General features: G+C 59.1%; 22 protein-coding genes. 4 read left to right on the forward strand and 18 right to left on the reverse strand.

The annotated features are described in order from the left end of the window. Positions 1 to 38: 38 nt before the first annotated feature. Together aroA and ACYASS_RS23345 are read left to right on the forward strand one after the other, a co-directional pair. Positions 39 to 1,301 (forward strand): 3-phosphoshikimate 1-carboxyvinyltransferase, encoded by a 1,263-nt coding sequence (aroA, locus tag ACYASS_RS23340; RefSeq protein ID WP_463587872.1) that lies wholly within the window; start codon positions 39 to 41, stop codon positions 1,299 to 1,301. Between the two features lie 365 nt (positions 1,302 to 1,666). Continuing rightward, positions 1,667 to 2,593: a 2-hydroxyacid dehydrogenase gene (locus ACYASS_RS23345; RefSeq protein ID WP_463587873.1), complete on the forward strand. Its 927-nt coding sequence runs from the start codon at positions 1,667 to 1,669 to the stop codon at positions 2,591 to 2,593. 121 nt (positions 2,594 to 2,714) lie between these two features. Here the strand turns inward: ACYASS_RS23345 and argE are convergent, their stop codons facing one another. The 12 genes from argE to ACYASS_RS23405 form a co-directional block, all read right to left on the reverse strand. Beyond that, the gene (gene argE / locus ACYASS_RS23350; protein ID WP_463587874.1) at positions 2,715 to 3,872 is read right to left on the reverse strand and encodes an acetylornithine deacetylase; all 1,158 of its coding nucleotides are present in this window, start codon (positions 3,870 to 3,872) and stop codon (positions 2,715 to 2,717) included. Next, the gene (locus ACYASS_RS23355; protein WP_463587875.1) at positions 3,869 to 5,023 is read right to left on the reverse strand and encodes an NAD(P)/FAD-dependent oxidoreductase; all 1,155 of its coding nucleotides are present in this window, start codon (positions 5,021 to 5,023) and stop codon (positions 3,869 to 3,871) included. The genes argE and ACYASS_RS23355 overlap by 4 nt, the downstream gene beginning before the upstream one ends. Further along, the gene (locus ACYASS_RS23360) at positions 5,020 to 6,396 is read right to left on the reverse strand and encodes an FAD/NAD(P)-dependent oxidoreductase (protein WP_463587876.1); all 1,377 of its coding nucleotides are present in this window, start codon (positions 6,394 to 6,396) and stop codon (positions 5,020 to 5,022) included. Before ACYASS_RS23360 ends, ACYASS_RS23355 begins: the two co-directional genes overlap by 4 nt. Continuing rightward, a complete protein-coding gene (locus tag ACYASS_RS23365) occupies positions 6,378 to 6,686 on the reverse strand; it encodes a (2Fe-2S)-binding protein (protein WP_122666842.1) in 309 nt (102 codons plus the stop codon). The genes ACYASS_RS23360 and ACYASS_RS23365 overlap by 19 nt, the downstream gene beginning before the upstream one ends. Next, positions 6,683 to 8,527 carry an ABC transporter ATP-binding protein gene (locus tag ACYASS_RS23370; protein ID WP_463587877.1) on the reverse strand — a complete coding sequence of 615 codons (1,845 nt, stop codon included), beginning with the start codon at positions 8,525 to 8,527 and terminating at the stop codon, positions 6,683 to 6,685. The genes ACYASS_RS23365 and ACYASS_RS23370 overlap by 4 nt, the downstream gene beginning before the upstream one ends. A gap of 1 nt (position 8,528) precedes the next feature. Then, positions 8,529 to 9,404, reverse strand: coding sequence for an ABC transporter permease (locus tag ACYASS_RS23375; protein ID WP_122666840.1), 876 nt, complete (start codon positions 9,402 to 9,404; stop codon positions 8,529 to 8,531). Next, a complete protein-coding gene (locus ACYASS_RS23380) occupies positions 9,401 to 10,357 on the reverse strand; it encodes an ABC transporter permease (RefSeq protein WP_122666839.1) in 957 nt (318 codons plus the stop codon). The genes ACYASS_RS23375 and ACYASS_RS23380 overlap by 4 nt, the downstream gene beginning before the upstream one ends. 34 nt (positions 10,358 to 10,391) lie before the next feature. Next, the gene (locus ACYASS_RS23385; protein ID WP_463587878.1) at positions 10,392 to 12,029 is read right to left on the reverse strand and encodes an ABC transporter substrate-binding protein; all 1,638 of its coding nucleotides are present in this window, start codon (positions 12,027 to 12,029) and stop codon (positions 10,392 to 10,394) included. Between the two features lie 93 nt (positions 12,030 to 12,122). Continuing rightward, a complete protein-coding gene (locus ACYASS_RS23390; protein WP_463587879.1) occupies positions 12,123 to 13,397 on the reverse strand; it encodes an NAD(P)/FAD-dependent oxidoreductase in 1,275 nt (424 codons plus the stop codon). A gap of 45 nt (positions 13,398 to 13,442) precedes the next feature. After that, the gene (locus tag ACYASS_RS23395) at positions 13,443 to 14,111 is read right to left on the reverse strand and encodes a haloacid dehalogenase type II (RefSeq protein WP_463587880.1); all 669 of its coding nucleotides are present in this window, start codon (positions 14,109 to 14,111) and stop codon (positions 13,443 to 13,445) included. A 483-nt stretch (positions 14,112 to 14,594) separates the two neighbouring features. Further along, entirely contained in the window at positions 14,595 to 15,053 is a 459-nt protein-coding gene (locus tag ACYASS_RS23400; RefSeq protein WP_463587881.1) for an REP-associated tyrosine transposase, read from the reverse strand. A gap of 276 nt (positions 15,054 to 15,329) precedes the next feature. Then, positions 15,330 to 16,802, reverse strand: a complete 1,473-nt coding sequence (locus tag ACYASS_RS23405; RefSeq protein WP_463587882.1) for an aldehyde dehydrogenase family protein — start codon at positions 16,800 to 16,802, stop codon at positions 15,330 to 15,332. 218 nt (positions 16,803 to 17,020) lie between these two features. Between ACYASS_RS23405 and ACYASS_RS23410 the strand changes: the two genes are divergently transcribed. Together ACYASS_RS23410 and ACYASS_RS23415 are read left to right on the forward strand one after the other, a co-directional pair. Beyond that, the gene (locus ACYASS_RS23410; RefSeq protein WP_463587883.1) at positions 17,021 to 17,884 is read left to right on the forward strand and encodes a GNAT family N-acetyltransferase; all 864 of its coding nucleotides are present in this window, start codon (positions 17,021 to 17,023) and stop codon (positions 17,882 to 17,884) included. Between the two features lie 15 nt (positions 17,885 to 17,899). Then, positions 17,900 to 18,613, forward strand: coding sequence for a cupin domain-containing protein (locus ACYASS_RS23415; protein WP_463587884.1), 714 nt, complete (start codon positions 17,900 to 17,902; stop codon positions 18,611 to 18,613). A gap of 140 nt (positions 18,614 to 18,753) precedes the next feature. On the opposite strand, the gene ACYASS_RS23420 is transcribed toward ACYASS_RS23415, so the two are convergent. The 6 genes from ACYASS_RS23420 to ACYASS_RS23445 all read right to left on the reverse strand — a co-directional run bounded on the left by ACYASS_RS23420 (position 18,754) and on the right by ACYASS_RS23445 (position 24,569). Continuing rightward, positions 18,754 to 19,623, reverse strand: coding sequence for an aldose 1-epimerase (locus ACYASS_RS23420; RefSeq protein ID WP_463587885.1), 870 nt, complete (start codon positions 19,621 to 19,623; stop codon positions 18,754 to 18,756). A gap of 32 nt (positions 19,624 to 19,655) precedes the next feature. Further along, positions 19,656 to 20,570 carry an EamA family transporter gene (locus tag ACYASS_RS23425; RefSeq protein ID WP_243247124.1) on the reverse strand — a complete coding sequence of 305 codons (915 nt, stop codon included), beginning with the start codon at positions 20,568 to 20,570 and terminating at the stop codon, positions 19,656 to 19,658. Positions 20,571 to 20,728: 158 nt separating this feature from the next. After that, entirely contained in the window at positions 20,729 to 22,009 is a 1,281-nt protein-coding gene (locus tag ACYASS_RS23430) for a TRAP transporter large permease (RefSeq protein ID WP_463587886.1), read from the reverse strand. Next, complete coding sequence (locus ACYASS_RS23435; RefSeq protein WP_463587887.1) at positions 22,010 to 22,537, reverse strand: TRAP transporter small permease; 528 nt, start codon at positions 22,535 to 22,537, stop codon at positions 22,010 to 22,012. A gap of 75 nt (positions 22,538 to 22,612) precedes the next feature. Then, positions 22,613 to 23,626: a TRAP transporter substrate-binding protein gene (locus ACYASS_RS23440; protein ID WP_463587888.1), complete on the reverse strand. Its 1,014-nt coding sequence runs from the start codon at positions 23,624 to 23,626 to the stop codon at positions 22,613 to 22,615. A 55-nt stretch (positions 23,627 to 23,681) separates the two neighbouring features. Further along, a complete protein-coding gene (locus tag ACYASS_RS23445; RefSeq protein ID WP_463587889.1) occupies positions 23,682 to 24,569 on the reverse strand; it encodes a glucurono-1,5-lactonase in 888 nt (295 codons plus the stop codon). Positions 24,570 to 24,595: the final 26 nt, after the last annotated feature.

Genomic DNA, 24,595 nt, shown 5'->3' on the forward strand with positions numbered 1-24,595 from the left:
GTAGGATCGACGTTTTTCCGGCGACGATCACGGACATCATGCGACCACAATCCACACTCACAGTAACCCCTGTCGACCAGCCATTGATCGGGCGTGTGAGCCCGCCAGGCTCGAAATCCATCACCAACCGTGCGCTGTTGCTCGCAGGCCTGGCCAAAGGCACCAGTCGCCTGAGCGGTGCGCTTAAAAGTGACGACACGCGTGTGATGTCCGAAGCCTTGCGCCTGATGGGCGTGCAGGTTGACGAGCCGGATGACAGCACCTTCGTGGTCACCAGCAACGGCCAGTGGCTTGCACCTTCGCAAGCGCTGTTCCTGGGTAACGCAGGCACGGCTACGCGTTTTCTGACGGCAGCGCTGGCTAATTTCCAGGGTGACTTTGTCGTTGATGGCGATGAGTACATGCGCAAGCGTCCTATTGGTCCGCTGGTTGATGCTCTGCAGCGCATGGGCGTCGACGTCAGTTCGCCCACCGGCTGTCCGCCTGTGGCAATCAAGGGGCAGGGTGGTCTGGCTGCGGGACGTATCGAAATCGATGGCAACCTGTCCAGTCAGTACGTCTCTGCGCTGTTGATGGCTGGAGCCTGCGGCAAAGGCCCGATTGAAGTCGCGCTGACCGGCAGTGATATTGGCGCGCGCGGTTATGTCGACCTGACACTGGCGGCGATGAAAGCCTTTGGTGCTGAAGTCGAAGTTATCAGTGATACGGCGTGGAAAGTCTCGGCCACCGGCTACAAAGCCACTGATTTCCACATCGAGCCGGATGCGTCTGCAGCCACTTACCTGTGGGCCGCGCAGGCTATCACCGGCGGTAATATCGATCTGGGTGTTGCGACCGAAGATTTCACTCAGCCTGATGCCTTGGCCAGCCAGTTAATCGAGCGCTTCCCGAACATGCCGTCAGTGATTGACGGTTCGCAAATGCAGGATGCGATTCCAACCCTGGCCGTGCTCGCTGCGTTCAATAATCAGCCAGTGCGCTTCGTTGGCATCGCGAATCTACGGGTCAAGGAATGCGACCGTATTTCCGCGTTGTCCCATGGGCTGTGTGCGATTGCACCGGGGCTGGCGGTGGAAGAGGGTGACGACCTGATCGTTCACGCGAACCCGCAGTTGGCAGGCAGTACCGTGGACGCGTTGATCGACACCCACGCTGATCACCGCATTGCCATGTGCTTCGCGCTGGCCGGGCTGAAAATCGCAGGCATCCGGATTCAGGACCCTGATTGCGTCGGCAAGACCTACCCGGGTTACTGGGACGCGCTGCAATCGCTGGGGGTTCAGGTTCAGCGGCAGGATTGAGGCTGGATACGGCAACCATACTTTGCATCAGACTTTTTACTGTAGGAGTGAGCTTGCTCGCGATGGCGTCAGAACAGGCGATATCTTTATCGACTGACAGACTGAATCGCGAGCAAGGTGGAGCGCCACCCCGGTCGCTCCTACAGGTCCGGTGTTTGCTGCGTGACTGATGCATTTCAACCCCAGAGTTTGTGTTTTTTTGCAGAGCTGCACGTTCCAGTTGAACACTACGCCTCGAACAGATATTGAATCTTTCGCGCCACCTCCCATAAACAGCACGCTACGCCGTTGCCACGGTGCTTTCAGCCAATGCTGCTTTGCATCTCAGGCATCATGAATGCCTTCCTCATGTTCAGGACTCATTCATGGCGCTGCTCTACAAAGCTGATCCCGCACGGGGTGAACAGTGGAAAGCACTGTTTGCCGAACACGCTCCGGATATCGAGTGGCGCGCCTGGCCGGACATCGGCGATCCTCGGGACATCACATACCTTGCCGCCTGGCTTGCCCCGGATGATCTGCAAACCCTGCTGCCGAACTTGCAGGTGGTGTTTGCCTTGTCGGCAGGTGTCGACCAGCTGGATTTGAGTCGCCTGCCCGAGGCGTTGCCGGTGGTACGTTTGCTGGATCCCGGGATTGGCCGGGGCATGTGCGAGTACGCGTGCTTCGCCGTGTTGAGCTTGCACCGGGACATGCTGCGTTACCGACAGCAACAGCTTGAAGGCCACTGGCAGGCGCATCGTCTTGTGCCAGCGAACAAACGTCGCGTGGGCGTGATGGGGCTTGGGTTACAGGCGCAGCAGATTCTCGCCAGCTTGCAGAACTTTGGCTTTGAGTTATCGGGCTGGGCGCGCAGCGAGCACCAGATCGAGGGCGTCGTGTGCTATGCGGGCAGTGCAGAGTTGCCGACGTTTCTGAATCAGTGCGACATTTTGGTGTGCGTGCTGCCATTGACCGAACAAACCACGGGCATTCTGAACCGTGAACTGTTCGAGCAACTGCCCAAAGGGGCGGCCTTGGTGAACATGGGCAGGGGCGGGCATTTGATTGAACAGGATCTGCTGCAAGCCCTGCACAGCGGTCACGTCAGCGCGGCAGTGCTTGATGTGTTGCAACAGGAGCCTGCTGACCCTGAGCATCCATTCTGGAGTCACCCACAGATATTACTCACACCGCACATCGCGGCAATGACCCAGCCGGATAGCGCATTCCCCGGCCTGTTGGAAAACATCCGACGCTTCGAACGCGGCGAGCCGATGCTCGGGCAAGTGGATCGCGGGCAGGGTTACTAGTGCCCACAGATATCTGTGGAGCTCACGAGCAGCGCGAGGCAGCGATAGCGTTCTATCTGACACTCCGCTATCGCTGGCCTCGTAAACTCGGTGAGCTCCTACAGGTCTCAGGTTGATCAGTTCAGCGCACCAACGACCCCAGCAAACCCCCCAGAAACTTCTGCCCGGCAATCATCTGACTCACCTCGATGAACTCGTCCGGCTTGTGTGCCTGCTCGATGGAGCCAGGGCCGCAGACCACCACGGGTACGTTCAGGCGCTGAGCGAACAGGCCGCCTTCTGTGCCGTAGGACACTTTGACGCTGCCAGTGCCCGCAGGTGCAAACGCCTGCAGCATGCGCACGGCTTCGACGCTGGGATGAGTGTCCAGGCCGGGATATTCGTTCAGGGTTTCGATCTCGATGGCTGCTATGGTCGAAACCTTACGTGCTTCTCGAACGATTGCCTCCGCCTGTTCGCGCAACTGATCGAGAAACAGTTCCGGATCATCCGCATTGAGATTGCGCAGCTCGAAATCCAGCGTGCATAGATTCGGCACGATATTCAGCGCCTTGCCGCCATCGATCCTGCCGACGTGTACCGTGCTGTACGGAATGTCGTAGTCGGCATCCTGTGCGCCATGTTGTTGCAGTTGTTTTTGGCTGAGGCGCAATGAAGCAATGAAATCGCTGGCCAGATGAATCGCATTGACGGCCAGCGGCGCGAGAGAGGAGTGCGCTTCCTGACCACGACAGAACGTCCGGAACGAGCTTTTACCTTTGTGGCCCAGCGCGAACTGCATGTTGGTGGGTTCACCGACGATGCACAGAAAAGGGCGCTGAGGCGCAAGATGCAGAACGTCGAGCAGACGTCGCACACCGACGCAGCCGATCTCTTCGTCGTGGGACAACGCCAGTTGCAGCGGACGGGTCAGATTCAGGTCGGCTGCATCCAGCATGCTATCGATAGCCAATGCGATGAAGCCTTTCATGTCGCAACTGCCGCGACCGTAAATCCGCCCATCCCGCTCGGTAGCCTTGAACGGTGGCAGGGTCCATGCCTGCCCTGCGACCGGCACCACATCGGTGTGGCCTGAAAGCAAAATCCCTGGCTGATCGGTTGGTCCGGTGCTGGCGAACAGGTTGGCCTTGTGCCCGGTTTCATCCTTGACGATCAGCGCCTCGATGCCCTTGGTCGCCAGCAAATCCCGAACGTATTCAATCAGTGCCATGTTCGATTCAGAGGACACTGTATCGAATGCCAGCAGGCGGCTGAGTATCTCTCGTACACGCGGCTTCATGAGGCTTTGCTCTGTTGAGTATTAGCACTGGCGAAGCGGCGGATGTCGAAGGGCGCAATCGAGGTACTGGTGCTGCCGGTGCTGAGCAGTTCGGCCATCACATCACCCACGCCGGGACCCAGCTGAAAGCCATGGCCGCAGAAGCCGAAGGCGTAAAACAAACCGTCGACAGTGCCGCTACGGCCTATGACTGGTAATGAATCCGGCAGATAGCCTTCGATGCCGCTCCACACCCGAATGATGTTGAGGTTGGCGATGCCCGGCAGTAAACGCCGCATCTGCTGCAATTGATTGATGGTGCTGCGGGGCTCTACTGCGACCCGTTTGTTGACCATGTCCGGTTTGCTGCGAAAGCCGCCGCCAATGATGATATTGCCACGGGGGATCTGCCGGAAATAAATGACCTCTTCGGCGATTTTGGTATAGACGCCGATGACGGTCGGCAGCGCGTAGGGCACCGGTTCGGTGACGGCCATTTGCGGGCCGAAGGTGTCCAGCGGCACCGGCTCACCGAACTGCGCTGAAAGCTTTTGCCCCCAGGCTCCCGCGGTAATCAGCAATTGGTCGGCGCTGAACACGCGGCCGTCACTGGTCGTGACTTCAAACTGATTACCGACTTTCTGTACCTCGGTGACTTCAGTGCGTTCCTCAATCCGCGCACCGGCACGGATCGCTGCGCGGGCAAAAGCGGGCGCAGCCAGACGCGGATTGGCGTGCCCGTCGTGAGGGGCGTAAGACCCCCCTTTGACCACCGGGCCGAGAAATGGAAAACGCTGATGCAGTTCGCGGCCACTGTAGATACGCAGATCCAGTTCGCGGGCCTCGGGTGCTGCGGCATAAGCCTCCAGCTCGGCGATTTCATCCTCGCGATAGCAGACGCGCATGTGGCCGCTCGGCAGAAACTCCAGATCCTCGCCAATCAGTTCCGGCAGCCTGCCCCACAAGGCGCGGGAGCGGTTAGCCAGTTCCAGTTGACCGAGGAAACGACCCTGACGCCGCACGTTGCCGAAGTTAACGCCGCTGGCGTACTGGCCGATCATGTCGCGCTCAAGAAGGGTCACCGACTGGCCACGCTGGCGCAGGAAAAACGCGGTGGCCGAACCCATGAATCCGCCGCCGACAATCAGTACATCGGATTTTTGCTGTTTCATGACACGACCTCATCAGTGAGCATCGACAACGGCTTGATCGGTGCCTGACCTCGTTGACGGCCTACCAGCTCCACGGAGACGCCCGCCTCGGCGGCGATCACTTCTGCCCCGGCCTGCGAACAATAGCGCCCCTGGCAGCGGCCCATGCCGACCCGGCTGAAGGCTTTGGCGCGGTTGACTTCACAGGCACCTTTTTCCCGGACTACGCCACGTAGTTCGCCTGCGCTGATCATTTCGCAGCGGCAGATGATTGTTTCGTCTGGCAGCGATTTGGCTTGCGCCGATGGCCAGGGGAAGGCTTCGGCCAACCCGACCCGGAAGCGATCCATGACGGCCAACTGGCGCGTTTGCGTTTGCATCACGGTGATATCTACCGGGAGTTTCAGGTCTTGCAGAACGGCCAGTGCCGCGAGGCGACCGGCTTGCTCCGCGGCATCTGCGCCACGGATTTTCGCACCGTCGCCTGCGGCGTAAACACCACTGACTGAAGTACGTCCGACCTCATCGACATCCAGCAGCCACTGGCTGGAGACCTCGTCAAAACGCAGACGACAACCCGCCAGATCAGCCAGCTGAGTTTCCGGTCGTAGGTGATACCCCAGTGCCACGGCATCGCAGTCCAGATGTTGTGTGTTGCCTTTGCCGTCTTTGAAATGCACGCCGCTGACACCGCTTTGAGCGTCGCCCATTACCTGCGAAGGCTCGACACCCAGATGCACCGGCACCTTGGCGCTGCGCAGGCGCGCGAGTAATTTCATGCCTTCGAGCAGCACACCGGGGCGCGCCAGCAGCTTGGGCGTAGCCATGATCCGCTTGCTCAGCGGCGAGGTGTCCAGCACGGCAGCCACTTCTGCCCCGGCTTTCACGTATTGGCTGGCGACCAGGTACAGCAAGGGACCGCTGCCCATGAACACGACTTTGTGACCGATGGAAACGGATTGCGCCTTGAGTGCAATCTGCGCGCCGCCGAGGCTATAAGTCCCTGCCAGTTGCCAGCCCTTGATGGGCATCAGCCGGTCTGTGGCACCGGTGCAGAGAATCAGCGCGTCGTAGTTCAGTACGGAGTGCCGGCCCTGATGGACGCAGCACAACTGTCCTTGGCTGAGGTTCCAGACCAGTGTGTCGGGGCGGTAATCGATGTGCTCGCGCAGTCGGTCAAAGGTCTGGTGCAGATCCCGGGCCTTATCGGCTTCGGTGCCATACAGCGCCGCGTAATCGCGTTTGAAACCTTCGGGCTGACGGCGATAGATTTGCCCGCCGTCGCGACGGTTTTCATCGATCAGAATCGGTTTGATCCCCGCCGCAATCAACGTCTGAGCACAGCGCGTACCGGCTGGCCCGGCGCCTACAATCACTACCCGTGGAGTGGCCATGTCGCCTCCGGTTGTGTGGTGACGATATCCAGCCCTTCACGGGCTTCACTTGAGCAGGCGCGCAAACGCTCGCCGGAGCGGGTCCAGACCCAGCAGTCCTGGCAGGCGCCCATCAGGCAGAAACCGGCACGTCGGCCGGGATCGAATTCTGACTGGCGCAGCGATACGCCTTGGGTCAGCAGTGCGACCATCAAAGTATCGCCCTGCAGCGCTTCAATCGGTGCGCCGTCCACCACCAGGCTCACCGTGGCCCGGTCGCGCTCGCCCAGCCTTACAAAACGCCCTTTCATGCGTAGGCTCCCACGGTTATGTCTTCCAGATCCTGTTGGTTTTTGCGCAGCGCGTTGCTGTCCAGATGGCAGAGTACTTCACTGCCTCCGGCTATTTCACGACGGCCAGGCGCGGTGCGATTGCACAAGCCTTCGACGCGTTGCGGGCAGCGATTCAAAAAGGTACACAGCTGCGGCATGTTGATCGGCGGGCTGATGGGCGGCAGCGTGCCGCACGTGGTCGTGCCACAGGTTTCCAGCCAGCCCTGACGCAGCTCAGGGACCGAATGCACCAGCAAGTCGGTGTAGGGGTGAAACGGCGTATGGCTGAAGGACTCACGGCTGCCTTCTTCGACCTTATGACCGCTGTACATCACCACAATGTCGTCGCACAGCGCGCGCACGGTGGAAATGTCGTGGCTGATGAACAGGTACGACACACCCAGCTCCCGGCGCAAATCGCCGAGCAATTCCAGAATCGCTGCGCCGACCACTGTATCCAGCGCTGAAGTCACTTCATCGCAGAGGATCAGGTCCGGTTTTGCAGCCAGTGCCCGGGCCAGATTGACCCGCTGCTTTTGCCCACCGGACAGTTCGCTGGGACGACGCTCAGCCAGCTCACGAGGCAGGCGCACCAGATCGAGTAATTCATCGATGCGCTGACGCAAGGCAGCCCCTTTGAGGTTGAAGTACATCTTCAACGGACGGCTGAGAATGGTGCTGATGCTGTGCATCGGGTTCAGCGCGGTGTCGGCATTCTGGAACACCATTTGAATGCGTCGGAATTGATCGTCAGTACGTCCGGCCAGGTCGCCGGACAGCGGCTGCCCGTCAAATCTCAAGCTGCCTCGTGCCGGATCAAGCAGCCCCGCCACGACCCGGGCGAGAGTGGACTTGCCCGAGCCCGACTCGCCAATCACGCCAATCGCCTGACCCCGATTAATAGTCAGGTCTATGTCTTCAAGCACGCGAATCATCGGCATGCCTTGCATGTCTTTATTGCCATAACCGGCTGACATTTCAGTGATGGTCAGCAACGGCACATTCTGCGCGACCTCACTGGCCGGGCGCAGTGTCGCGTCGGGGCGGGCAGCGGCCAGCAGGCTGCGGGTGTAGGGATGCCCCGGATCTTTAAGCAACGCTGCGGTATTACTTTGCTCGACGATCTGGCCGCCCTTGAGTACCACAATCTGGTCGGCCATTTGCGCCACGACTGCCAGGTCATGCGAGACGTAGACAGCTGTCGCGCCACGCTCGCGCACGACGCGCTTGAACGCCCGCAGCACATCGATTTGCGTCGTAACGTCCAGCGCCGTCGTGGGCTCATCCAGGATCACCAGTACCGGATCGCTGATCAGCGCCATCGCCGCCATGACCCGTTGCAACTGGCCTCCGGAAACCTGGTGCGGGAAGCGCTGGCCGATGTGTTCCGGGTTGGGCAATGACAGGTCACGAAACAGCTCGACGGCTTTTACTTCAAGCTCTGCGCGCTTGCCGAGCCCATGAATCAGCGCGCCTTCGATGACTTGATCGATGAGCCGTTTTGCAGGGTTGAACGCTGCGGCTGCGCTTTGTGCGATGTACGACACCCGGTTACCGCGCAACCCTTGCAGGACGCCTTCCGGCAAATCGAGCATGTCGTGCTCGCCGATCTGCACCGAGCCACCGGCCAGACGGCAGCCGCGTCGGGCATAACCGAGCAAGGCCAGGGCAATTGTGGTTTTGCCTGACCCGGACTCACCGATCAGCGCCAGTACTTCTCCTTTCTCCAGAGCAAAGCTCACGCCTTTGACGATTTCGATGTCACCGCTGTCTGCGCTGGCGACGACTCGCAGGTCCTGGACCTTGATCAATTGGCTCATCTCAGTGTCCTCCTGAACGTCGGCTACGCCGTGATGAAAGCCTGTCGATGAACAGGTTTACGCCGATAGTCAGCGTGCCGATAGCCAACGCCGGAATCACGATGGCGGGCGCGCCCTGATTCAGCCCGCCGATGTTCTCACGCACCAGTGAGCCAAGGTCGGCGTCGGGTGGCTGGACGCCGAGACCGAGGAAGCTCATGCCGCTGAGCAGCAGCACGATGAAACCAAAGCGCAGGCCCAGATCGGTCAGAACCGGGTTGAGCATGTTGGGCAGGATTTCCACGCAGGCGATGTACAGGCGACGTTCGCCACGGGTACGTGCCACCTGCACGTATTCCAGTGCTTCGATGTTGACCGCCAGGCTGCGGGCGATACGGAATGCGCCGGGGGAAAAACTCAGCACCGCAGTGGTGATCAGCAGCGTCACCGATGAGCCAAACGCGGAGACCATGATCAGCGCCAGCATCTTGCTAGGGATCGAGATAAATGCATCCATCAAGCGGCTGATGACTTCATCCAGCCATTTCGGTACGACCACTGCGAGCAGCGCCAGGCTGGTGCCCAGACCGCTCGCCAGCACGGCTGAAATCAGCGCCAGCCCGACGGTAAAGCGCGATCCGGCCAGCACGCGGCTGAGCATGTCGCGGCCCAGATAATCTGTGCCGAAAGGGTAAGCGCCGCTCATGCTGTCAAAGACATTGTTGGACACGACTTCACCGACCGGATGGGGCGCGAGCCATGGCCCGAACAGCGCCACCAACAACCAGAAGATGCACACGAATGCGCCTGCCAGCCCCAGCCAGGATGTGCTGTGGGCGACCTTGCCCAATGACAGGTCGGGAGAGGATGGCGTCGATTTTACAATGAGGTTATTCATTGGGTTCTCAGCCTCGGGTTGGAGAGGATGGCGCACAGGTCGGCAATCAGTACCAGCCCCAGATACGCGGAGCAGAAGAGCATGGTGCAGGCTTGCACCAGCGCCATGTCGCGGTTGGTTACGGCATCGACCATCAGGCTGGCGACACCCGGATAGTTGAAGATGGTCTCGACGATGACGACACCGCCGAGCAGGTAAGAAAGGCTCAGCGCGATGGCATTGGCGATCGGGCCGATAGCGTTGGGCAGCGCATGGCGCAACACGATGCGTACGGGGCTGACGCCTTTGAGGCGGGCCATTTCCACATAAGGGCTGTCCAGTTGATCAATGACTGCCGCGCGAGTCATGCGGGCCATTTGCGCGACGATGACGCAGCACAGGGTCATCACCGGCAGCGCGTAGGTACGGATGAATTCCAGGGGCGAGTGGGTATCGCTGGCATAGGACAACGCCGACAGCCAGCCCAGATTGACCGCGAAAATCAGCACCGCGAGGGTTGCTACCAGAAACTCCGGAACGGCAACCAGCGCCAGCGTGATGAAACTCAGCGCACTGTCCAGGCGGCCGCCACGGCCCATGGCCGAACCAATGCCCAGCACCAGCGCGACCGGCACGGAAACCAGTGCGGTCGCTCCGGCCAGCATCAGGGTATTGGGGAAGCGCCCGCCGACCAGTTCGGCAACCGACATGGCGTTGGAAGCTGACTCGCCAAAATTGCCACTGAGCAGGTTCATCAACCAGCTCAGGTAGCGCACCACACCCGGTTGATCCAGGCCCATTTTTATCCGCAATGCCGCGACCTGTTCAGGCGTCGCGAATTGCCCGAGGGCAGCTTGAGCCGCGTCGCCGGGTAGCACCGCCGTAATGGCGAAGACCACCATGGAAACGATCAGCAGGGTCAGGATCGCAGCGCCGAAGCGCTTGCCGATCAACCAGAGTGTGTTGCTATTCATGGCATTGCTCCGGCAAAGGAAAAACCAGCTGCTATCAAGCGTCCAGCCAGATTTGCTCGCTGAACATGTAGCCCATGAAGCCGCCGAGCGGGTTACTGCCGTAGCCTTTGATGCGTTTGTCGACCCCGTCAATGTTGCTGATGAACACAGGGATACCGATCCCGCAGTGATCGTGAACAAGGGTCTGCATGTCGCCATACATCTTGGCGCGCTTGGCTTCGTCGGTTTCGCCGCGTGCCAGCATCAGCAACTGGTCGAACTGCTCGTTCTTCCAGGCGGATTCGTTCCACGGTGCAGCAGACTGGAAGAACTGCGAAAAAATGACGTCGGCGTTAGGGCGCGGGTTGATGTTGCCGAAACTCAGCGGGTGCTTCATCCAGTGGTTGGACCAGTAGCCGTCGCTTGGCAGACGGTTGACGTTGAGTGTCAGGCCGGCTTCTTTGGCGGACTGTTGCAGCAGCACTGCGATGTCCACTGAGCCGGTGGCCGCAGGTGAGGCGGCCACGGCCATGGTGATTTTTTCCATGCCGGCTTTTTTCAGGTGGAAGCGGGCTTTTTCCGGGTCGTATACGCGCTGTGGCAAATCCGCGTTGAAGTAGCGTGAGCCTGGAGAAATCGGCGTGTCATTACCGACGCGGGCGTAGCCACGGAACACTGCCGATTTCACTTGTTCGCGATCCAGCAGGTACTTCATGGCCAGGGTGAAGTCCGGGTTTTGCCCCGGCATCTGGTCCTGACGGATGATCAGGTCGGTGTAGTTACCTGACGGTGCATCGAACACGCTGTGCTTGGCGCTGGCGGTAATACGCGCGGTGGAGCGAGGGTTGACCTCGTTGATCAGGTGCACGTCGCCAGACAGCAGCGCGTTGACCCGTGAAGGCTCGTCGCCAATCGCGATGAATTCGATTTCGTCCAGATACGGCAGGCCCGGCTTCCAGTAGTTCGGGTTGCGCACGCTGATCGAGCGCACACCCGGTTTGAATTCCTTGACCTTGAACGGCCCGGTGCCGATGCCCTGATTGAAATCAGTGGTGCCTTCCGGAACGATCAACAAGTGCGATACCGCGAGAATCGATGGCAGCTCGGCGTTGGCGGAGCTGAGGCGAATTTGCACCTCGTTCGCGCCGGTAGCTTTGACTTCGCTGACCTGAGCCATCAACGGCATGACTTTTGAGCCGGTCAATGGGTCCTTGTGGCGGTTCAACGAGAACACCACATCGGCAGGCGTCAGCGCTTTGCCGTTGTGGAACGTCACGTCCTTGCGCAGCGTCACGGTCCACAAGGTGGCGTCGTCGCTTTCGATGCGCTCGGCCAGCTCCATCTGCGGTACCAGATGGGAGTCGAAGCGGGTCAGGCCGTTATAGAACATGAAGTGCCGGACATAGTCGGTGGACAGTGCGCCCTTGGCCGGGTCGAGGGTGTCGGCGGTAGAACTGGACATGCCAGCGACGCGAATTCGCCCGCCGGGTTTGCCCTTGGCAGGCGTTGCCGTTTCGTCGGCAAAGACTTTGCCCGCTGCGCCAAACAGACTGGTCGCACCGCTGGCGACGACACCCGCAACGCCCAGCATTCGTAACGCGTCACGGCGTGAAAGACCGCGATTGAGCCCTTCGAATACCCGCAGGCTTTCCTGGCCCGAGATCAATCGCGAATCGTCTTTGTTGTCAGCCATATCAGTTCTACCTGTCGATTAAGGGAATGCATGAGTTGCTCGCGGTTGACCGGAGCGTCCTTGAAACGCACACAACGACGGTGAAGCAAAAATCTAGTGCCGGGCATCCTGAAAGCGGTACCACGCGCCCACCAGTGGCAGGAACCATGGCGTGCCGAAGTGCCCGGGTACGGCAGGCCAGTCAAGCTCGCGCCAAGGGTTGGCTTGGGGGTTGCCGTCCATCACGTCGGCCATGACCTGGCCCATGTGAACAGACATCTGTACGCCATGGCCGCTGTAGCCCATGGAGTAGAAAACGCCTTCGTGTTCACCCGCACGCGGCAGGCGGTCGGAAGTCATGTCCACCAGTCCGCCCCAGCAGTAATCCACTTTGACGCTGGCCAGCTGCGGGAACATCTGCACCATGGCGGCACGCAATACCTTGCCGCTCTTGGCGTCGGAGGTTGCGTTGGACATGGCAAAACGCGCCCGGCCGCCAAACAGCAAACGGTTATCCGGCGTCAGGCGGAAGTAATTGCCGATCACTCGGCTGGTCACGTAGGCGCGCTGTTGTGGCAGTAATTGATCGATCAAGGTCTGGGGCAGCACCTCGGTCGCAATCACGAAACTGCCCACCGGTACGATGCGCCGCCGATACCAGCCTGGACCGCCATGCTGGCAAGCACCGGTTGCCAGCAGGATCTGTTTGGCCTGAATAGATCCTTTGGCCGTATTCAGCAGATAACCTGAAGCGTTGGCCTGCCAATTCTTGACGGCGGCGTTCTGGAAAACCTGTGCCCCGTGGCGCACTGCAGCGTCGGCCAGCCCGACGCCAAAACGCCCGACATGCATCTGCACGCCATTGCGCTGCAGCAGGCCGCCGTGGAATTCGGCAGAGTCCACTTCGGCACGTGTTTCTTGTGCGGACAGCAGCTCAACGTCCGCGTCCACTTCCCGACGAATCAGCTCGCAGGTGCGGGCCATGCCTTCGAAATGCATAGGTTTGGCGGCCAGCTTCAGCTTGCCGTTACGGGTCATGTCACACGCAATCTGTTCCTGCTCGACCAACGTAACGACAGTCTTTACGGCGCTTTCATAAGCCAGGTAATACTCACGGGCCTGATCGGCACCCAGACTGGCGGTCAGCGCCGAATAGTCCTGAGCCACGCCGGTATTGCACTGACCACCGTTGCGGCCGGATGCTTCACCGATGATCCGGTCAGCCTCCAGCACCACCACGCTTGCGCCTTTCATCGCCAGGGCGCGTGCTGCCGAAAGACCGGTAAAGCCGCCCCCGACAATCGCGACATCCACCTGGCCTTCCACCGCGCCGGTCTGTGCCCCGTTAAAAACCGGTGCGGTATCAAGCCAGTAGGATTCACTTCGCATGTCGCTGTCCTTACCTGTGGCGTTGGGTGACCAGTGCTTTGCTGCTTACAGACCGACTAGCGCAGGCAGGCCACCGATGTCTTTGATGGTGTGGTAGCCATAGGACTCGTTGGCAGGTACGTCATGGCCACGGGCAACGAATGCGCGATTCTTGATCTTCATGTCGTGGGCCGGGAACAGGTCGTAACGGAAGCTCGAAGAAACGTGCAGCACGTCCTGCGGGCCGCAACCGAGGTTGTCGAGCATGAACTCGAACGCACGAAGGCGTGGCTTGTAGGCTTGAGCCTGTTCTGCGGTGAAGACTTTATGGAACGGTGCGCCGAGCATGTTGACGTTGGACATGATCTGGCTGTCGCTGGCGTTGGAGAAAATCACCAGCGGAATCTTGTCGGCGATTTTTGCCAGGCCTGCTGGCACATCGGCGTGCGGACCCCAGGTTGGAACCGCGTCATAGTAAAGCTGGCCTTCCTGGCGGTATTCGATACCCCAACGTTTACAGGTACGCTCCAGCGCAGTCTTGATGATTTCGTCGTAAGGCACCCAGTCGCCCATGACTTGATCCAGGCGATAGGCGGAGAAATCCTTGACGAACTCTTCCATGCGTTCAGTGGGAACACGGTCCGCGAAGAGTTCGCGGGTCATGGCGCCCATGTGGAAGTTGGTCAACGTACCGTAGCAATCGAACGTAATGAATTTGGGGCGTAGAAAGCTCATTGAGTGCGGTCCTGAAGTTCGTTAAGTCGAGGCGGGGTATGCCTGTGCTTCTGGTTTGAAGCGGGTGATGCAACGCTGCACCACACCTTCATTACAACACCGTGAAATCAGCAGATGACGTTAAAAGTGCGGGCTGCTTGATAGAAAACGCCGTTTTAGGGGGCGGCCTCAGCACACTTTGCGGAGCGCTCCAGCCTTGGGCGGGCCGCGTGTTTATGTGCCTTTATGAGCGTTTATGGTGCTGAACCCGAACAGATGTGGTGCTGGCGCAGCACAAACTGCGTCAAGCCAATAAAAAACGGGAGCCGCCATCCAAGGCGCTCCCGTTGCTTCGTAGACCGCCCTTGCTCGCGAGGCGGTGTGTCAGGAGAATCGTCTCGCGAACAAGTTCGCTCCTACCGTTGCGACGCGGTGTTTCAGGCTTGCCGCTTTCCCGGTAGGAGGCACCTTGTTGGCGAGGGGGGATGAAGCGGTGGTTCGAATCTACAACCAGACTGCATCCCAAAGTGGATAATCTCCCACGCGCGTCACCAAGCCGGCCCGCACGGGATTGGCGACGATGTAGCGCGCGTGTTTGCGCAGATTTTCCTCACTGCGAAGCGCGTGATCGTAAAAACCCTGATGCCAGATCTGGCCTTCACTCCCGCTGACTTTATTGAGCGCAATAGCACTTCGGGCTTTGACTTGTTTCAACAAAAGGCTCAGCGATGTCTTCTTGAGTTGAAACAGCCAGTGGAGATGATCGGGCATCACAACCCAGGCTAAAGATTCAGCGAGGCCTTGCTGTTCGGCCCGGCGAAGCTCCTGAACGACGAGCCTTCCTAGTCTCCAGTCGGCGAAGAAAGGGCGGCGCTGATGAGTGGTAACAGTGACGATATAGAACCGGCCAATTTCGGAGTAGCGACCTTTACGAAGTCGATGTGCATTTGCGCTAAGAGCCAATCCGTGGCGCCCCTTTGAAATAGTAGAAACGCGAATTTAGCGGTCGATTGGCAAAGTCGCTCGCCTATTACGTACCTGAGTATTTCGACCTGCCGCTGCAGCGCGGTGTGTCAGGAGAAACGTCTCGCGAACAAGTTCGCTCCTACCGTTGCGACGCGGTGTTTAAGGCTTGCCGCTTTCCCGGTAGGAGGCAACTTGTTGGCGAGGCGGAGTGTCAGGAGAAGCGTCTCGCGAACAAGTTCGCTCCTACCGTTGCAGCGCGGTGTTTCTCTGCAGCTATTGAGCGATATCGATCAACACACTTTTAAAACGCAGATTGGCTTCGAATGCTTCGCGCCCCAGATCCTTGCCAATGCCGGAGCGTTTATAGCCACCGGTCGGCAGGATGTAGTCGTTGCTACGGCCATAGCGGTTGACCCAGACGGTGCCGACTTCCAGCTTGCGGATCAGGCGCAGCGCCCGATTCAGGTCAGCAGTGTGTACGCCCGCGCACAAACCATAGGTGTCGTGTTCGGCCAGTTTCAGGGCCTCTTCCTCGGTGTCGAATGCCTGAATGGTCAGCACCGGACCAAATATCTCCTCGCAGACTGCCGGGCTTTTGCTGTCCACTGCGGTCAGCAATGTCGGCTGGTAATAAGCACCGCCCATGCCTTCGAACAGCCCGCCACCGGCCAGCACTTCGGCTCCGGCCTGGCGCGCACGCTGGACGATGTTTTCGATGCGACTGGCCTGTAAATGGGAAATGATAGGAGGCAGCGTGGCGTCCGGTGACCAGGTCGGGCCAGGGCGCAAAGAAGCGAAGTAGCCCTGAAGATGCTCGATGAACGGAGCCATTATCGAGCGTTCGATCAACAGCCGTGAACCCGAAACACACACCTGTCCGGCATTACCGGTAATGGCCAAAGCAACCGTGCGTGCTGTTTTGGCCAGGTCAGGCACGTCAGCAAATACCAGTTGCGGGCTTTTACCACCCAGCTCCAGCGTGACCGGTTTAGGGCCAACCAGTGCGCAGGTGGACATGATGCTGGAGCCGGTCGCTGTTGAGCCTGTGAACGTCACTTTGGATACACGGGGATGACGACACAGCGCGTCGCCTGTGGTGCGCCCATCCCCCTGGATCACATTGAACATCCCGGCTGGAAGACCCGCCTGGATGGCCAGTTCCGCGAAACGCAGGCTGGAAAACGGCGTCAGTTCCGATGGCTTGAGCACCACCGCGTTGCCCGCAGCGAGCGCCGGTGCGACTTTCCAGTGGCCCATGCTCAAAGGGAAATTCCACGGCGCGATCGCTGCGATAACGCCATAAGGTTCGGCGATCTGCATGCCCAGCCGGTCGCTTTGAGTCGCCGCCACTTCGCCGCCGTGCTTGTCTGCCAGCTCGGCAAAAAAACGGATCCCTTCGGCGACGTAAGGAATGTCCCACGCCAGCACATCTTTATGTGGGCGCGTCGAACCTACCGCTTCCAGTGGCCCCAGGATCGCGCCGTCGGCTTCAATCAAATCTGCCCAGCGCCGCATGACGCGGGCCCGCTCGCGAGGCGGGCGGCTGGCCCAGTCACTCTGTTTGAACGCTTGCCAGGCATTGCTGACCGCTTCGTCCACCATGTCCGCGTCGGCAACCGGCAGGCCAGCGTAAACCTGCCCGTCGGAGGGGCGCGATACGTCCATGCCTGACTGGGCATCGCGATAACGACCACCGATGAAGTGCGCGCTGCGAACAGCAATTTGACGAGGATCGAAGCTATCCATGAAGGACTCCAGCGGATAAAAAAGCCAGCCTCCATGCTAGGAAAAAAGGCCAAGCATTTGCTGCCGACCTTCATGGGGTTTTAAGCAGTTACTGTGGTAAACGGCGGCCTGCCTCATGCAATCTGCCGAATCGTTCCGAGCCTCTTGCCATGAGCTGTAAACAGATGGGATACAGGCGTTATTGCCCTTGCGCGCCCCTTTGACCGGAGAGCTTTTTCATGGCCGATTCGCAACGTTCTTCATACTCGTATCGCCCGATGACTGCAGACGATGTCGACGCTGCACATCAACTTTCAGTGCAGTTGAAGTGGCCGCATCGCCGCGAAGACTGGGCGATGCTGCAGCGCGTCAGTCAGGGCTTCGTTGCTGAAGATAAAGGCCGCGTGATCGGCAGTGCATTCACCTGCCATCAAGGTGATTTCTCAACCATTGGGCTGGTGATCGTCAGTAACGAATATCAAGGCAAAGGCATTGGCCGACAGTTGATGAACCTGGCGATTGATGCCGCCACTCCTCGCACCGCCGTTCTCAACGCGACCCTGGCCGGGGCGCCGCTTTACGCGAGTATGGGGTTCGTTGATTTCGGCAGTGTCGAACAACGCCAGGGCCAGGCTCCAGCCGAAGCACCGTCAGCACCTTCGCTGGCGTTCAGCGAAAGCTGCCGCTCAGTGGGCGAAGCGGATTACCCGCGCCTGTTCGAGTTGGCCAACGCGGGCAGCGGGCTTGATCGCACTGCGGTGCTCAAGGACCTGCTGCCGAGTGTCGAGCATTCGGCAGCCATTGAGCGCAATGGGCAACTCCAGGCGTTCGCCCTGTTGCGTCCGTTTGGTCGTGGGCTGTGTATCGGCCCGGTGATCGCTCAAAACGTTGAGCAGGCTAAATACCTGATCAGCCAGTTGCTGTCGCGAGTGCCGTATTCGTTCGTGCGTATAGATATTCCGACTGATAGCGGCCTGGCGGGCTGGCTGGATCAGGCCGGTTTGAAAGCCGTCGACAGCGTTACCCAAATGGCCAAAGGCAAGGCTCCGCAGGCCAGTGCGGGCGTCACACAGTTTGCCTTGGTCACCCAGGCTATTGGTTAATCCGGAGATTCCTGAATGTCACAGCTAAAAGCTCTGCTGCTGGTTCGCGCTGACGGCAGTCAAATTGATACACCGTTGAAACAGGGCGCTTTGAGCGCTGGCGATCCGTTCAGTGATGTACGTGAGATTGCTTATGCGGGTCCCGATGGAGTGAGTGCAGGTGTAGTCAGCGCAGGAGGGGGGTGGCGCTCAGAAGCCTATCCGTTCACGGAAATGCTGGTGGTTCACAAAGGGCGCGTCAGCCTGCGTGTTAACGGTGAAACCCTCGAAGCCAGCCCCGGCGAAAGCGTGGTTGTCGAGCAAGGGGTCGCCTGTCAGATCGATGCCGTAGATGGCAGCCTGTGGGCTTTTTGCGCTGTTAGTGGCTCCGCGTCGTCGACGCAACCGGCATTAACCTGGATCGACAAGCGAGTTGCACTTGCACCGTCGGCTGCCCCCGAGGCCAGTATCTTGATTGGCCCGGCACCGCAGTGTCGCTCACACAACGCCTATGAAGCCCCGAACAGCTCCCTGCGTATCGGCGTCTGGGATTCGACACCTTATGCCCGTGGTGGCCGTCCTCATAAAGTGCATGAATTGATGCATCTGATCGAAGGGCAGGTGACTCTCACCGGCGCAGACGGCGATGCGCTGGTCGTGAAAACCGGCGACACCGTATTCGTTCCGCAAGGCGCGAGCTGTGCGTGGGAAAGCGATGTGTATGTGCGCAAGTACTACGTGGTGGTTTGATTCTTCGCTCTGAACGCGAGCATCTGTGGGAGCTGAGCTTGCTCGCGATGAACGATGACGCGGTATAGCCATGAAACCGAGTCGCCAATATCGCGGGCAAGCCCGGCTCCCACAGGGGTTTTGTGGGCTTCTTGAAATTGTTAAATCGCCCGGTAACTCAGGCTGAAGCCCAGCTCAGCCGACTCTCCCTGTTGCAACAACCGCAACCCTGGATGCCCCGGCAGATGGTGGGCGTTCACCGGGTGGCTGACGGGTTCGAAACAGAAAAAATCCAGCCCGGGCGGGCAGAACACCAGGAAAAACTCACTACCCGTTGCCCGGCATTCCAGCTCATAACCCAGATCCGGCTGACTGATCAGGCCATTGCCATCCCACTCGGTAAAACCGTTGTCCAGCCGGGTTTGCGGCAAGCTGTTCAATACATTGAAATCCCACTCGGCAGGCAGGCTCTCAAGTTGCGTTGGCAAGCCTGCTTCATCAGTCATCCAGACATGCGAAGCCTTGGCCCGCAACTGGGTGTTAGCGGTGCGGGGCAGGTAAGGGTGCAGGCCCAGCCCGTGCCAGGCCGCGCGTGGTTCCAGATGAGTGACCTTCAAAGTGATGCTCAGCGAACCGTCCTGCAAGCTGAAACGTAGCTCTGCGCGATAGGCAAAAGGAGTGGTGCTGTTCAGTTCGAGGCAAGCGTGTTGAGCACTCTTCTCCACGACCTCCCAAGGCTGCTGCCAGGCGCTGCCATGAATGGGCAGGGCATCGTTGGCGCTGTTGGGCGCAAGTGCGAACCAGCCATCAGGACCCTCAAACCCCCCGTTGCTGATCCGGTTCGACCAGGGCGCCAGCGGATAGCACGCCAGTTTACGTGCGGTTCCGGCGCTCAGGGCTTCGTCATTGCTGGGACGCAGCAGCGGCTGACCACTGGCGATCACGCTCCAGTTCACAATACTGCCGCCGGTCAGCGGGGCCAGCGTCAGTCGGGTGGTGCCATCTTGAAGCGTCAGGAGTGCCGGGTGCATGGTGATCTGCCGTATGAGTAGAGTTAGAGCGCTCAAGCCGTTTTGCGACGCCAGGTCAGCAGCACGATCCCGGTGACTACAATCAGGCCGCCAATGATCTGGCCGCCACTGAGCAATTGATCAAGGATTAACCAGCCAAACAACAGACTCGCCACCGGTTCGATGTTCATCACCGGCGCGTTTCGAGCCATGTCCAGGCGGTTCACGCAAATGAACAGAAGGGAAAACCCGACGCCGTACAACGTGACCAGACACGCCAGTGCGGTCCAGCCGGTTGAGGTGGACGGCAATGAAACACCCCCAGGCAGCACGCCGCTGAAACCTGCCAGTGCTGCGGCGCTGAATACAATCAACATGGTCAGCATGCTGCGGACGGTGCCGCGTAGGGACGAGAGCTTGTGGTCGGTGATCCACAACGCACAGGCGAAAACTCCCGCTGCGCCGAAGCCAAAGGCGATGCCTTCAAGCCACTGAGCTTCGGTGCTGTGCTGGCTGGACAAGCGCTCCGGTACGTCCAGCGCGAAGACCAGACCGATCAGAATAAAGCCCATCAGCAGGGCGGCACGGGCGGTCGGTCTGGCACCGCCTAAAGCCCAGGTGAGCAATGCCAGCAGAATAGGCGCAACGTTGGCGATCAGTAGAGCCAGCGCAACCGGAATACGGGCTACGGCCGAGTAAATGCAGAAACTTTGTGCAGCGATCAGCAAGCCCAGCAACAATTGCCAGCGCCAGGTACCGGCGGTCAAACGAGGGCGTTCTCGTTGCCAGAGCACCAGCCCGGTCAGCACCAGTAAGGTCACCCCCGAGCGACACAGAATCGCCAGCAGCAAGCCGGTGTCATGGTCGAAGGCGATACGCGCGGCGATGTGATTACCTGCGAAAGCACAGGCGAGGAGGGCGAGGAGCAATACAGCGATATGGCGGGGAAACAAAGCAGGAGCAGACATGAGCAACCAGCCTCCTTGGCTGGAAAACAAAGGCTGGCGGAGATGATCTGTAGGAGTGAGCTTGCTCGCGATGGCGTCAGATCATTCAAAGATTTTTGAATGACATATCAAATCGCGAGCAAGCTCACTCCTACAGTTTTTGCTGCTATCTCGAAGCCTTACAACACAACACTCGGCAACCACAGGGAGATTGCAGGGATGTAAGTGACCAGCATCAGCACCATGAACAGTGCGGCGTAGAACGGCAGTAGGGCTTTTACGGTGGCCTCGATGGTGACTTTACCCACCGCAGCACCGACGAACAGCACGGCGCCAACCGGCGGTGTGATGAGCCCGATACCCAGGTTCACCAGCATGATCATGCCGAAGTGCACCGGGTCCACGCCTACACCGACGATCACGGGGAGCAGGATTGGGGTCAGGATCAGGATCAGCGGTGCCATGTCCATCACGGTACCCAGCAGCAGCAACATGACGTTGATGCACATCAGGATCACGTAACGGTTATCCGACAGCGTCAGGAACGCTGTGGTGATCTTCATCGGGATTTCCATCAGCGTCAGGATGTAACCGAAGCTGGCTGCGAAACCGATCAGAATCATCACGATGGAAATGGTACGCGCCGCCCGGTGCATCAGTTTGGGCAGGTCGCGCCATTTGTAGTCGCGGTAGATGAACATGGTGACGAAGAACGACCAGACCACAGCAATGGCTGCCGACTCGGTCGCCGTGAAAATACCCGACAGGATACCGCCGAGGATGATGACCATGGCCATCAGACCCCAGAGCGCTTCACCGGCGATTTTGATCGCCTGACGCAGCGGGATCACTTCACCTTTCGGGTAGTTGCGCTTGCGGGCGAAGATCATGCACAGGCCCATCATCACAGCGCTGAGCAACAGGCCCGGCCCGATACCGGCCATGAACAGCGACGCAATGGAGACCGTGCCACCAGCTGCCAGCGAGTACAGCACCGAGTTGTGGCTCGGCGGTGTCAGCAAGGCTTGAACCGAGCCGCTGACCGTGACTGCCGTGGAGTAGTCACGTGGATAGCCAGCGCGCTCCATTTCCGGAATCAGTACCGAACCTACCGAGGCGGTGTCCGCTACCGAGGAGCCGGAGATGGCGCCGAAGAACGTCGAAGCAACGATGTTCACCAGAGACAGACCGCCACGTACGAAACCGACCAGTACCGCAGCGAACGCCACCAGCCTTCGTGACATGCCGCCTTCGGCCATGATCGCACCCGCGAGGACGAAGAACGGGATCGCCAACAGCGAGAATTTGTTCACGCCGCCTGCGATCTGGATCATCAGCGCGTCCGCTGGAATATCAATCCACCATGCACCGATCAGCGCGGAAAGACCCAGCGCATAAGCGACCGGCATGCCGATCAGGATCAGTGCGATAAAGCTGCCTAACAGTATAAGAGCGTCCATTTATGCGGCACCTTCACTTTCTTCAATCACGTCGAACCGCATGACAGCCCGGTGGCTTTGGTCGCCCAGAAAAAGTCTTTCAAGGACGAAAATCAGGGTCACGATGCCGCCAATCGGAATGGGCAGATACGAGATACCAACACGCAAGAAAGGCAGCTCCCCGATGTATTGATTCCAGGTCGTGCCGCACAGCTTGAAGCCTTTGATAATCATGAACAGCGCGACGATAGCCATCAGCACCTGCACAACCACGGCGGCAATTTTGCGCACCTGAGCAGGCATACGATCGACGGCCATGGAGACGGCCATGTGCGCACCGGCACGGTAGCTGGCTGCTGCACCGAAGAAGGTGAATACCACCATCAACAGAATGGCGGTGGGTTCAGGCCAGCTAGATCCGCTGCCCAGCACGTATCGGGCAAAAATGCCCCACGGAATGATCAGCGTCATGATCAGAATCGACATACCGGCGATTCCGACGCAGACCCGATAAAGAACATCGTTGAGACTTAGCAGCGTATTTTTCATGGAGGCTCACCACTGCGGCGGCGAACGAGCTTGCGCTCGCCCCCGCGGCGTTATCGGACTGGCTTATAGGGCTGCTTAGTTTTTCGCTGCGGCCAGGGCCGGGTTGGTCTGGACTGCCTCGATACGGCTGATCAGGTCTTTGTAAGGCGCGCCGAACTTGTCGCGTACCGGTTGGGTAGCGTCATAGAAAGCTTTCTTCTGCTCAGGCGTCAGCGTGATGAATTCCACGCCAGCGGCCTTGAGTTTGGTTTCGGCATCAGCAGACGACTTGTCCCACAGCACGCGCTCTTCGGCCTGTGCTTCTTTAGCGAGTTTTTTCACCAGTGCCTGTTGTTCAGGCTTGAGCTTGTTCCAGGTGTCTTTGGCCATCACGATTGGCTCAGGCAGGATCAAGTGCTCGGTGATGGTGAAGAACTTGGCGTTCTGATAATGGTTGTGCTGGTAGTAAGTCGGAGGGTTGTTCTCGGCACCATCGATTACGCCCGTCTGCAAGGCGCTGAAAATCTCGCCAGTAGCCATGGCGATACCGTTGCCGCCCATGTCATTGATGGTTTCGATGAATACCGGGTTGCCTTGAACACGGATTTTCATGCCTTTGAGGTCAGAGATCTGACGCACCGGTTTTTTGGTGTAGAGGTTGCGGGTGCCGCCATCCATCCAGGCCAGCGCGACTATGTTGAAGTTGGAGTTGGTGATCTTGTCGAGGATTTCCTGACCGATTTCGCCGTCGATAATCGTGCGCATGTGCGCCTGATCGCGGAATACGAAAGGCAGGTTGAAGACGTTCACATCAGGCACTACAGGGCCAACGATGCCCAGGCTGACGCGGGTCATCTGAATGGCGTTGCTCTGTACCTGCTCAACCACTTCTTTCTCGGAACCCAGCACGCCACCGGCGTACATCTTGAAGCTGATCTCGCCTTTGGACTGCTCTTCGAGCTTTTTGCCCATGTTCTGTTCGGCCACTACCGGAGCATAACCGGCAGGGTGAACTTCAGCGAATTTGATTTTGACTTCAGCCTGGGCCAGGCCCGACATGCAGAAAGCCAGCGGAAGTGCTGCGATGAGAAGCTTGCGTTTGAAATCCATGGATAACTCCAGTTTTGTTGTTTTTGTGGTGCTGGTGGATTTGTTGGATGAATCGTCAACCCTTGAACGCAGGCTCCTCCAGGCCTTTGACTCCGGGTCGCAGGGCAAAGACGCCACCGGCCAGTGGCTGGTCGCTGATATCGCCACCGGGGCGAATCGAGGTTACATAAAGCGTGTCCATGTTCGGCCCACCAAAAGCGCACATAGTGGGTTTCTTCACGGGGACGTTGAGTGATTGATCAAGCTTCCCGGCTGGCGTGAAACGATGGATCTGCCCGGCATCGTTGCCGCAGATCCAGTAACAGCCATCGGCATCTACGGCTGCTCCGTCAGGGCGGCCCAGATAGTTGTTCATGTCGACAAACAAACGACGGTTATGAGGCGTGCCGCTGTCCGTGTCGTAATCGAATGCCCAGATTTTTTGCACGCTTGGGTGGGAGTCTGACAAGTACATGATCTTGCCGTCCGGGCTGAACGCCAGGCCGTTGGGCACGATGAAATCGCTGAGTTGCGCCGTGAGTGGTTCGCTCTGTCCGCCGCCGTAACGATACATCGCGCCGACAGGTGCGCCCGCGCCCATGTCCATCAACATCGTGCCCGCCCAGAAACGACCTTGACGGTCACAGCGTCCATCGTTGAAGCGCATGCCAGGCAGCGCATGCTCAACACTGGCGAGAGCGAAGCTGCTCAGGGTGCCGTCGGCCTGTTCGGTGAGGCGATACAGACCGTCTTCCATGCCAGCGATCCAGTCACCGTTCTCGGCACGAGCGATACAGGCGAGCATTTGCGGCGCTTTCCAGCTTTGGCTGCTGTCATCGGCCGGATCCCAGCGGTGCAGTTTGCCCGCTGGAATATCGACCCAATAAAGGGCCTGTTCCTTGGCGCTCCACACCGGGCTTTCACCCGTTGCGTTCTGTGCGTCGAGAATCAATTCAGCATCCATGTCGGGCTGTCCTCTTTATTGTTTTT

The sequence above is a fragment of the Pseudomonas sp. HP_14 genome, from assembly GCF_055283875.1.

What these genes read in the sequence shown, in the direction of transcription:
- aroA (WP_463587872.1), top strand. Translation starts at nt 39, where the DNA reads ATGCGACCACAATCCACACTCACAGTAACCCCTGTCGACCAGCCATTG.
- ACYASS_RS23345 (WP_463587873.1), top strand. Translation starts at nt 1,667, where the DNA reads ATGGCGCTGCTCTACAAAGCTGATCCCGCACGGGGTGAACAGTGGAAA.
- argE (WP_463587874.1), bottom strand. Translation starts at nt 3,872, where the DNA reads ATGAAGCCGCGTGTACGAGAGATACTCAGCCGCCTGCTGGCATTCGAT.
- ACYASS_RS23355 (WP_463587875.1), bottom strand. Translation starts at nt 5,023, where the DNA reads ATGAAACAGCAAAAATCCGATGTACTGATTGTCGGCGGCGGATTCATG.
- ACYASS_RS23360 (WP_463587876.1), bottom strand. Translation starts at nt 6,396, where the DNA reads ATGGCCACTCCACGGGTAGTGATTGTAGGCGCCGGGCCAGCCGGTACG.
- ACYASS_RS23365 (WP_122666842.1), bottom strand. Translation starts at nt 6,686, where the DNA reads ATGAAAGGGCGTTTTGTAAGGCTGGGCGAGCGCGACCGGGCCACGGTG.
- ACYASS_RS23370 (WP_463587877.1), bottom strand. Translation starts at nt 8,527, where the DNA reads ATGAGCCAATTGATCAAGGTCCAGGACCTGCGAGTCGTCGCCAGCGCA.
- ACYASS_RS23375 (WP_122666840.1), bottom strand. Translation starts at nt 9,404, where the DNA reads ATGAATAACCTCATTGTAAAATCGACGCCATCCTCTCCCGACCTGTCA.
- ACYASS_RS23380 (WP_122666839.1), bottom strand. Translation starts at nt 10,357, where the DNA reads ATGAATAGCAACACACTCTGGTTGATCGGCAAGCGCTTCGGCGCTGCG.
- ACYASS_RS23385 (WP_463587878.1), bottom strand. Translation starts at nt 12,029, where the DNA reads ATGGCTGACAACAAAGACGATTCGCGATTGATCTCGGGCCAGGAAAGC.
- ACYASS_RS23390 (WP_463587879.1), bottom strand. Translation starts at nt 13,397, where the DNA reads ATGCGAAGTGAATCCTACTGGCTTGATACCGCACCGGTTTTTAACGGG.
- ACYASS_RS23395 (WP_463587880.1), bottom strand. Translation starts at nt 14,111, where the DNA reads ATGAGCTTTCTACGCCCCAAATTCATTACGTTCGATTGCTACGGTACG.
- ACYASS_RS23405 (WP_463587882.1), bottom strand. Translation starts at nt 16,802, where the DNA reads ATGGATAGCTTCGATCCTCGTCAAATTGCTGTTCGCAGCGCGCACTTC.
- ACYASS_RS23410 (WP_463587883.1), top strand. Translation starts at nt 17,021, where the DNA reads ATGGCCGATTCGCAACGTTCTTCATACTCGTATCGCCCGATGACTGCA.
- ACYASS_RS23415 (WP_463587884.1), top strand. Translation starts at nt 17,900, where the DNA reads ATGTCACAGCTAAAAGCTCTGCTGCTGGTTCGCGCTGACGGCAGTCAA.
- ACYASS_RS23420 (WP_463587885.1), bottom strand. Translation starts at nt 19,623, where the DNA reads ATGCACCCGGCACTCCTGACGCTTCAAGATGGCACCACCCGACTGACG.
- ACYASS_RS23425 (WP_243247124.1), bottom strand. Translation starts at nt 20,570, where the DNA reads ATGTCTGCTCCTGCTTTGTTTCCCCGCCATATCGCTGTATTGCTCCTC.
- ACYASS_RS23430 (WP_463587886.1), bottom strand. Translation starts at nt 22,009, where the DNA reads ATGGACGCTCTTATACTGTTAGGCAGCTTTATCGCACTGATCCTGATC.
- ACYASS_RS23435 (WP_463587887.1), bottom strand. Translation starts at nt 22,537, where the DNA reads ATGAAAAATACGCTGCTAAGTCTCAACGATGTTCTTTATCGGGTCTGC.
- ACYASS_RS23440 (WP_463587888.1), bottom strand. Translation starts at nt 23,626, where the DNA reads ATGGATTTCAAACGCAAGCTTCTCATCGCAGCACTTCCGCTGGCTTTC.
- ACYASS_RS23445 (WP_463587889.1), bottom strand. Translation starts at nt 24,569, where the DNA reads ATGGATGCTGAATTGATTCTCGACGCACAGAACGCAACGGGTGAAAGC.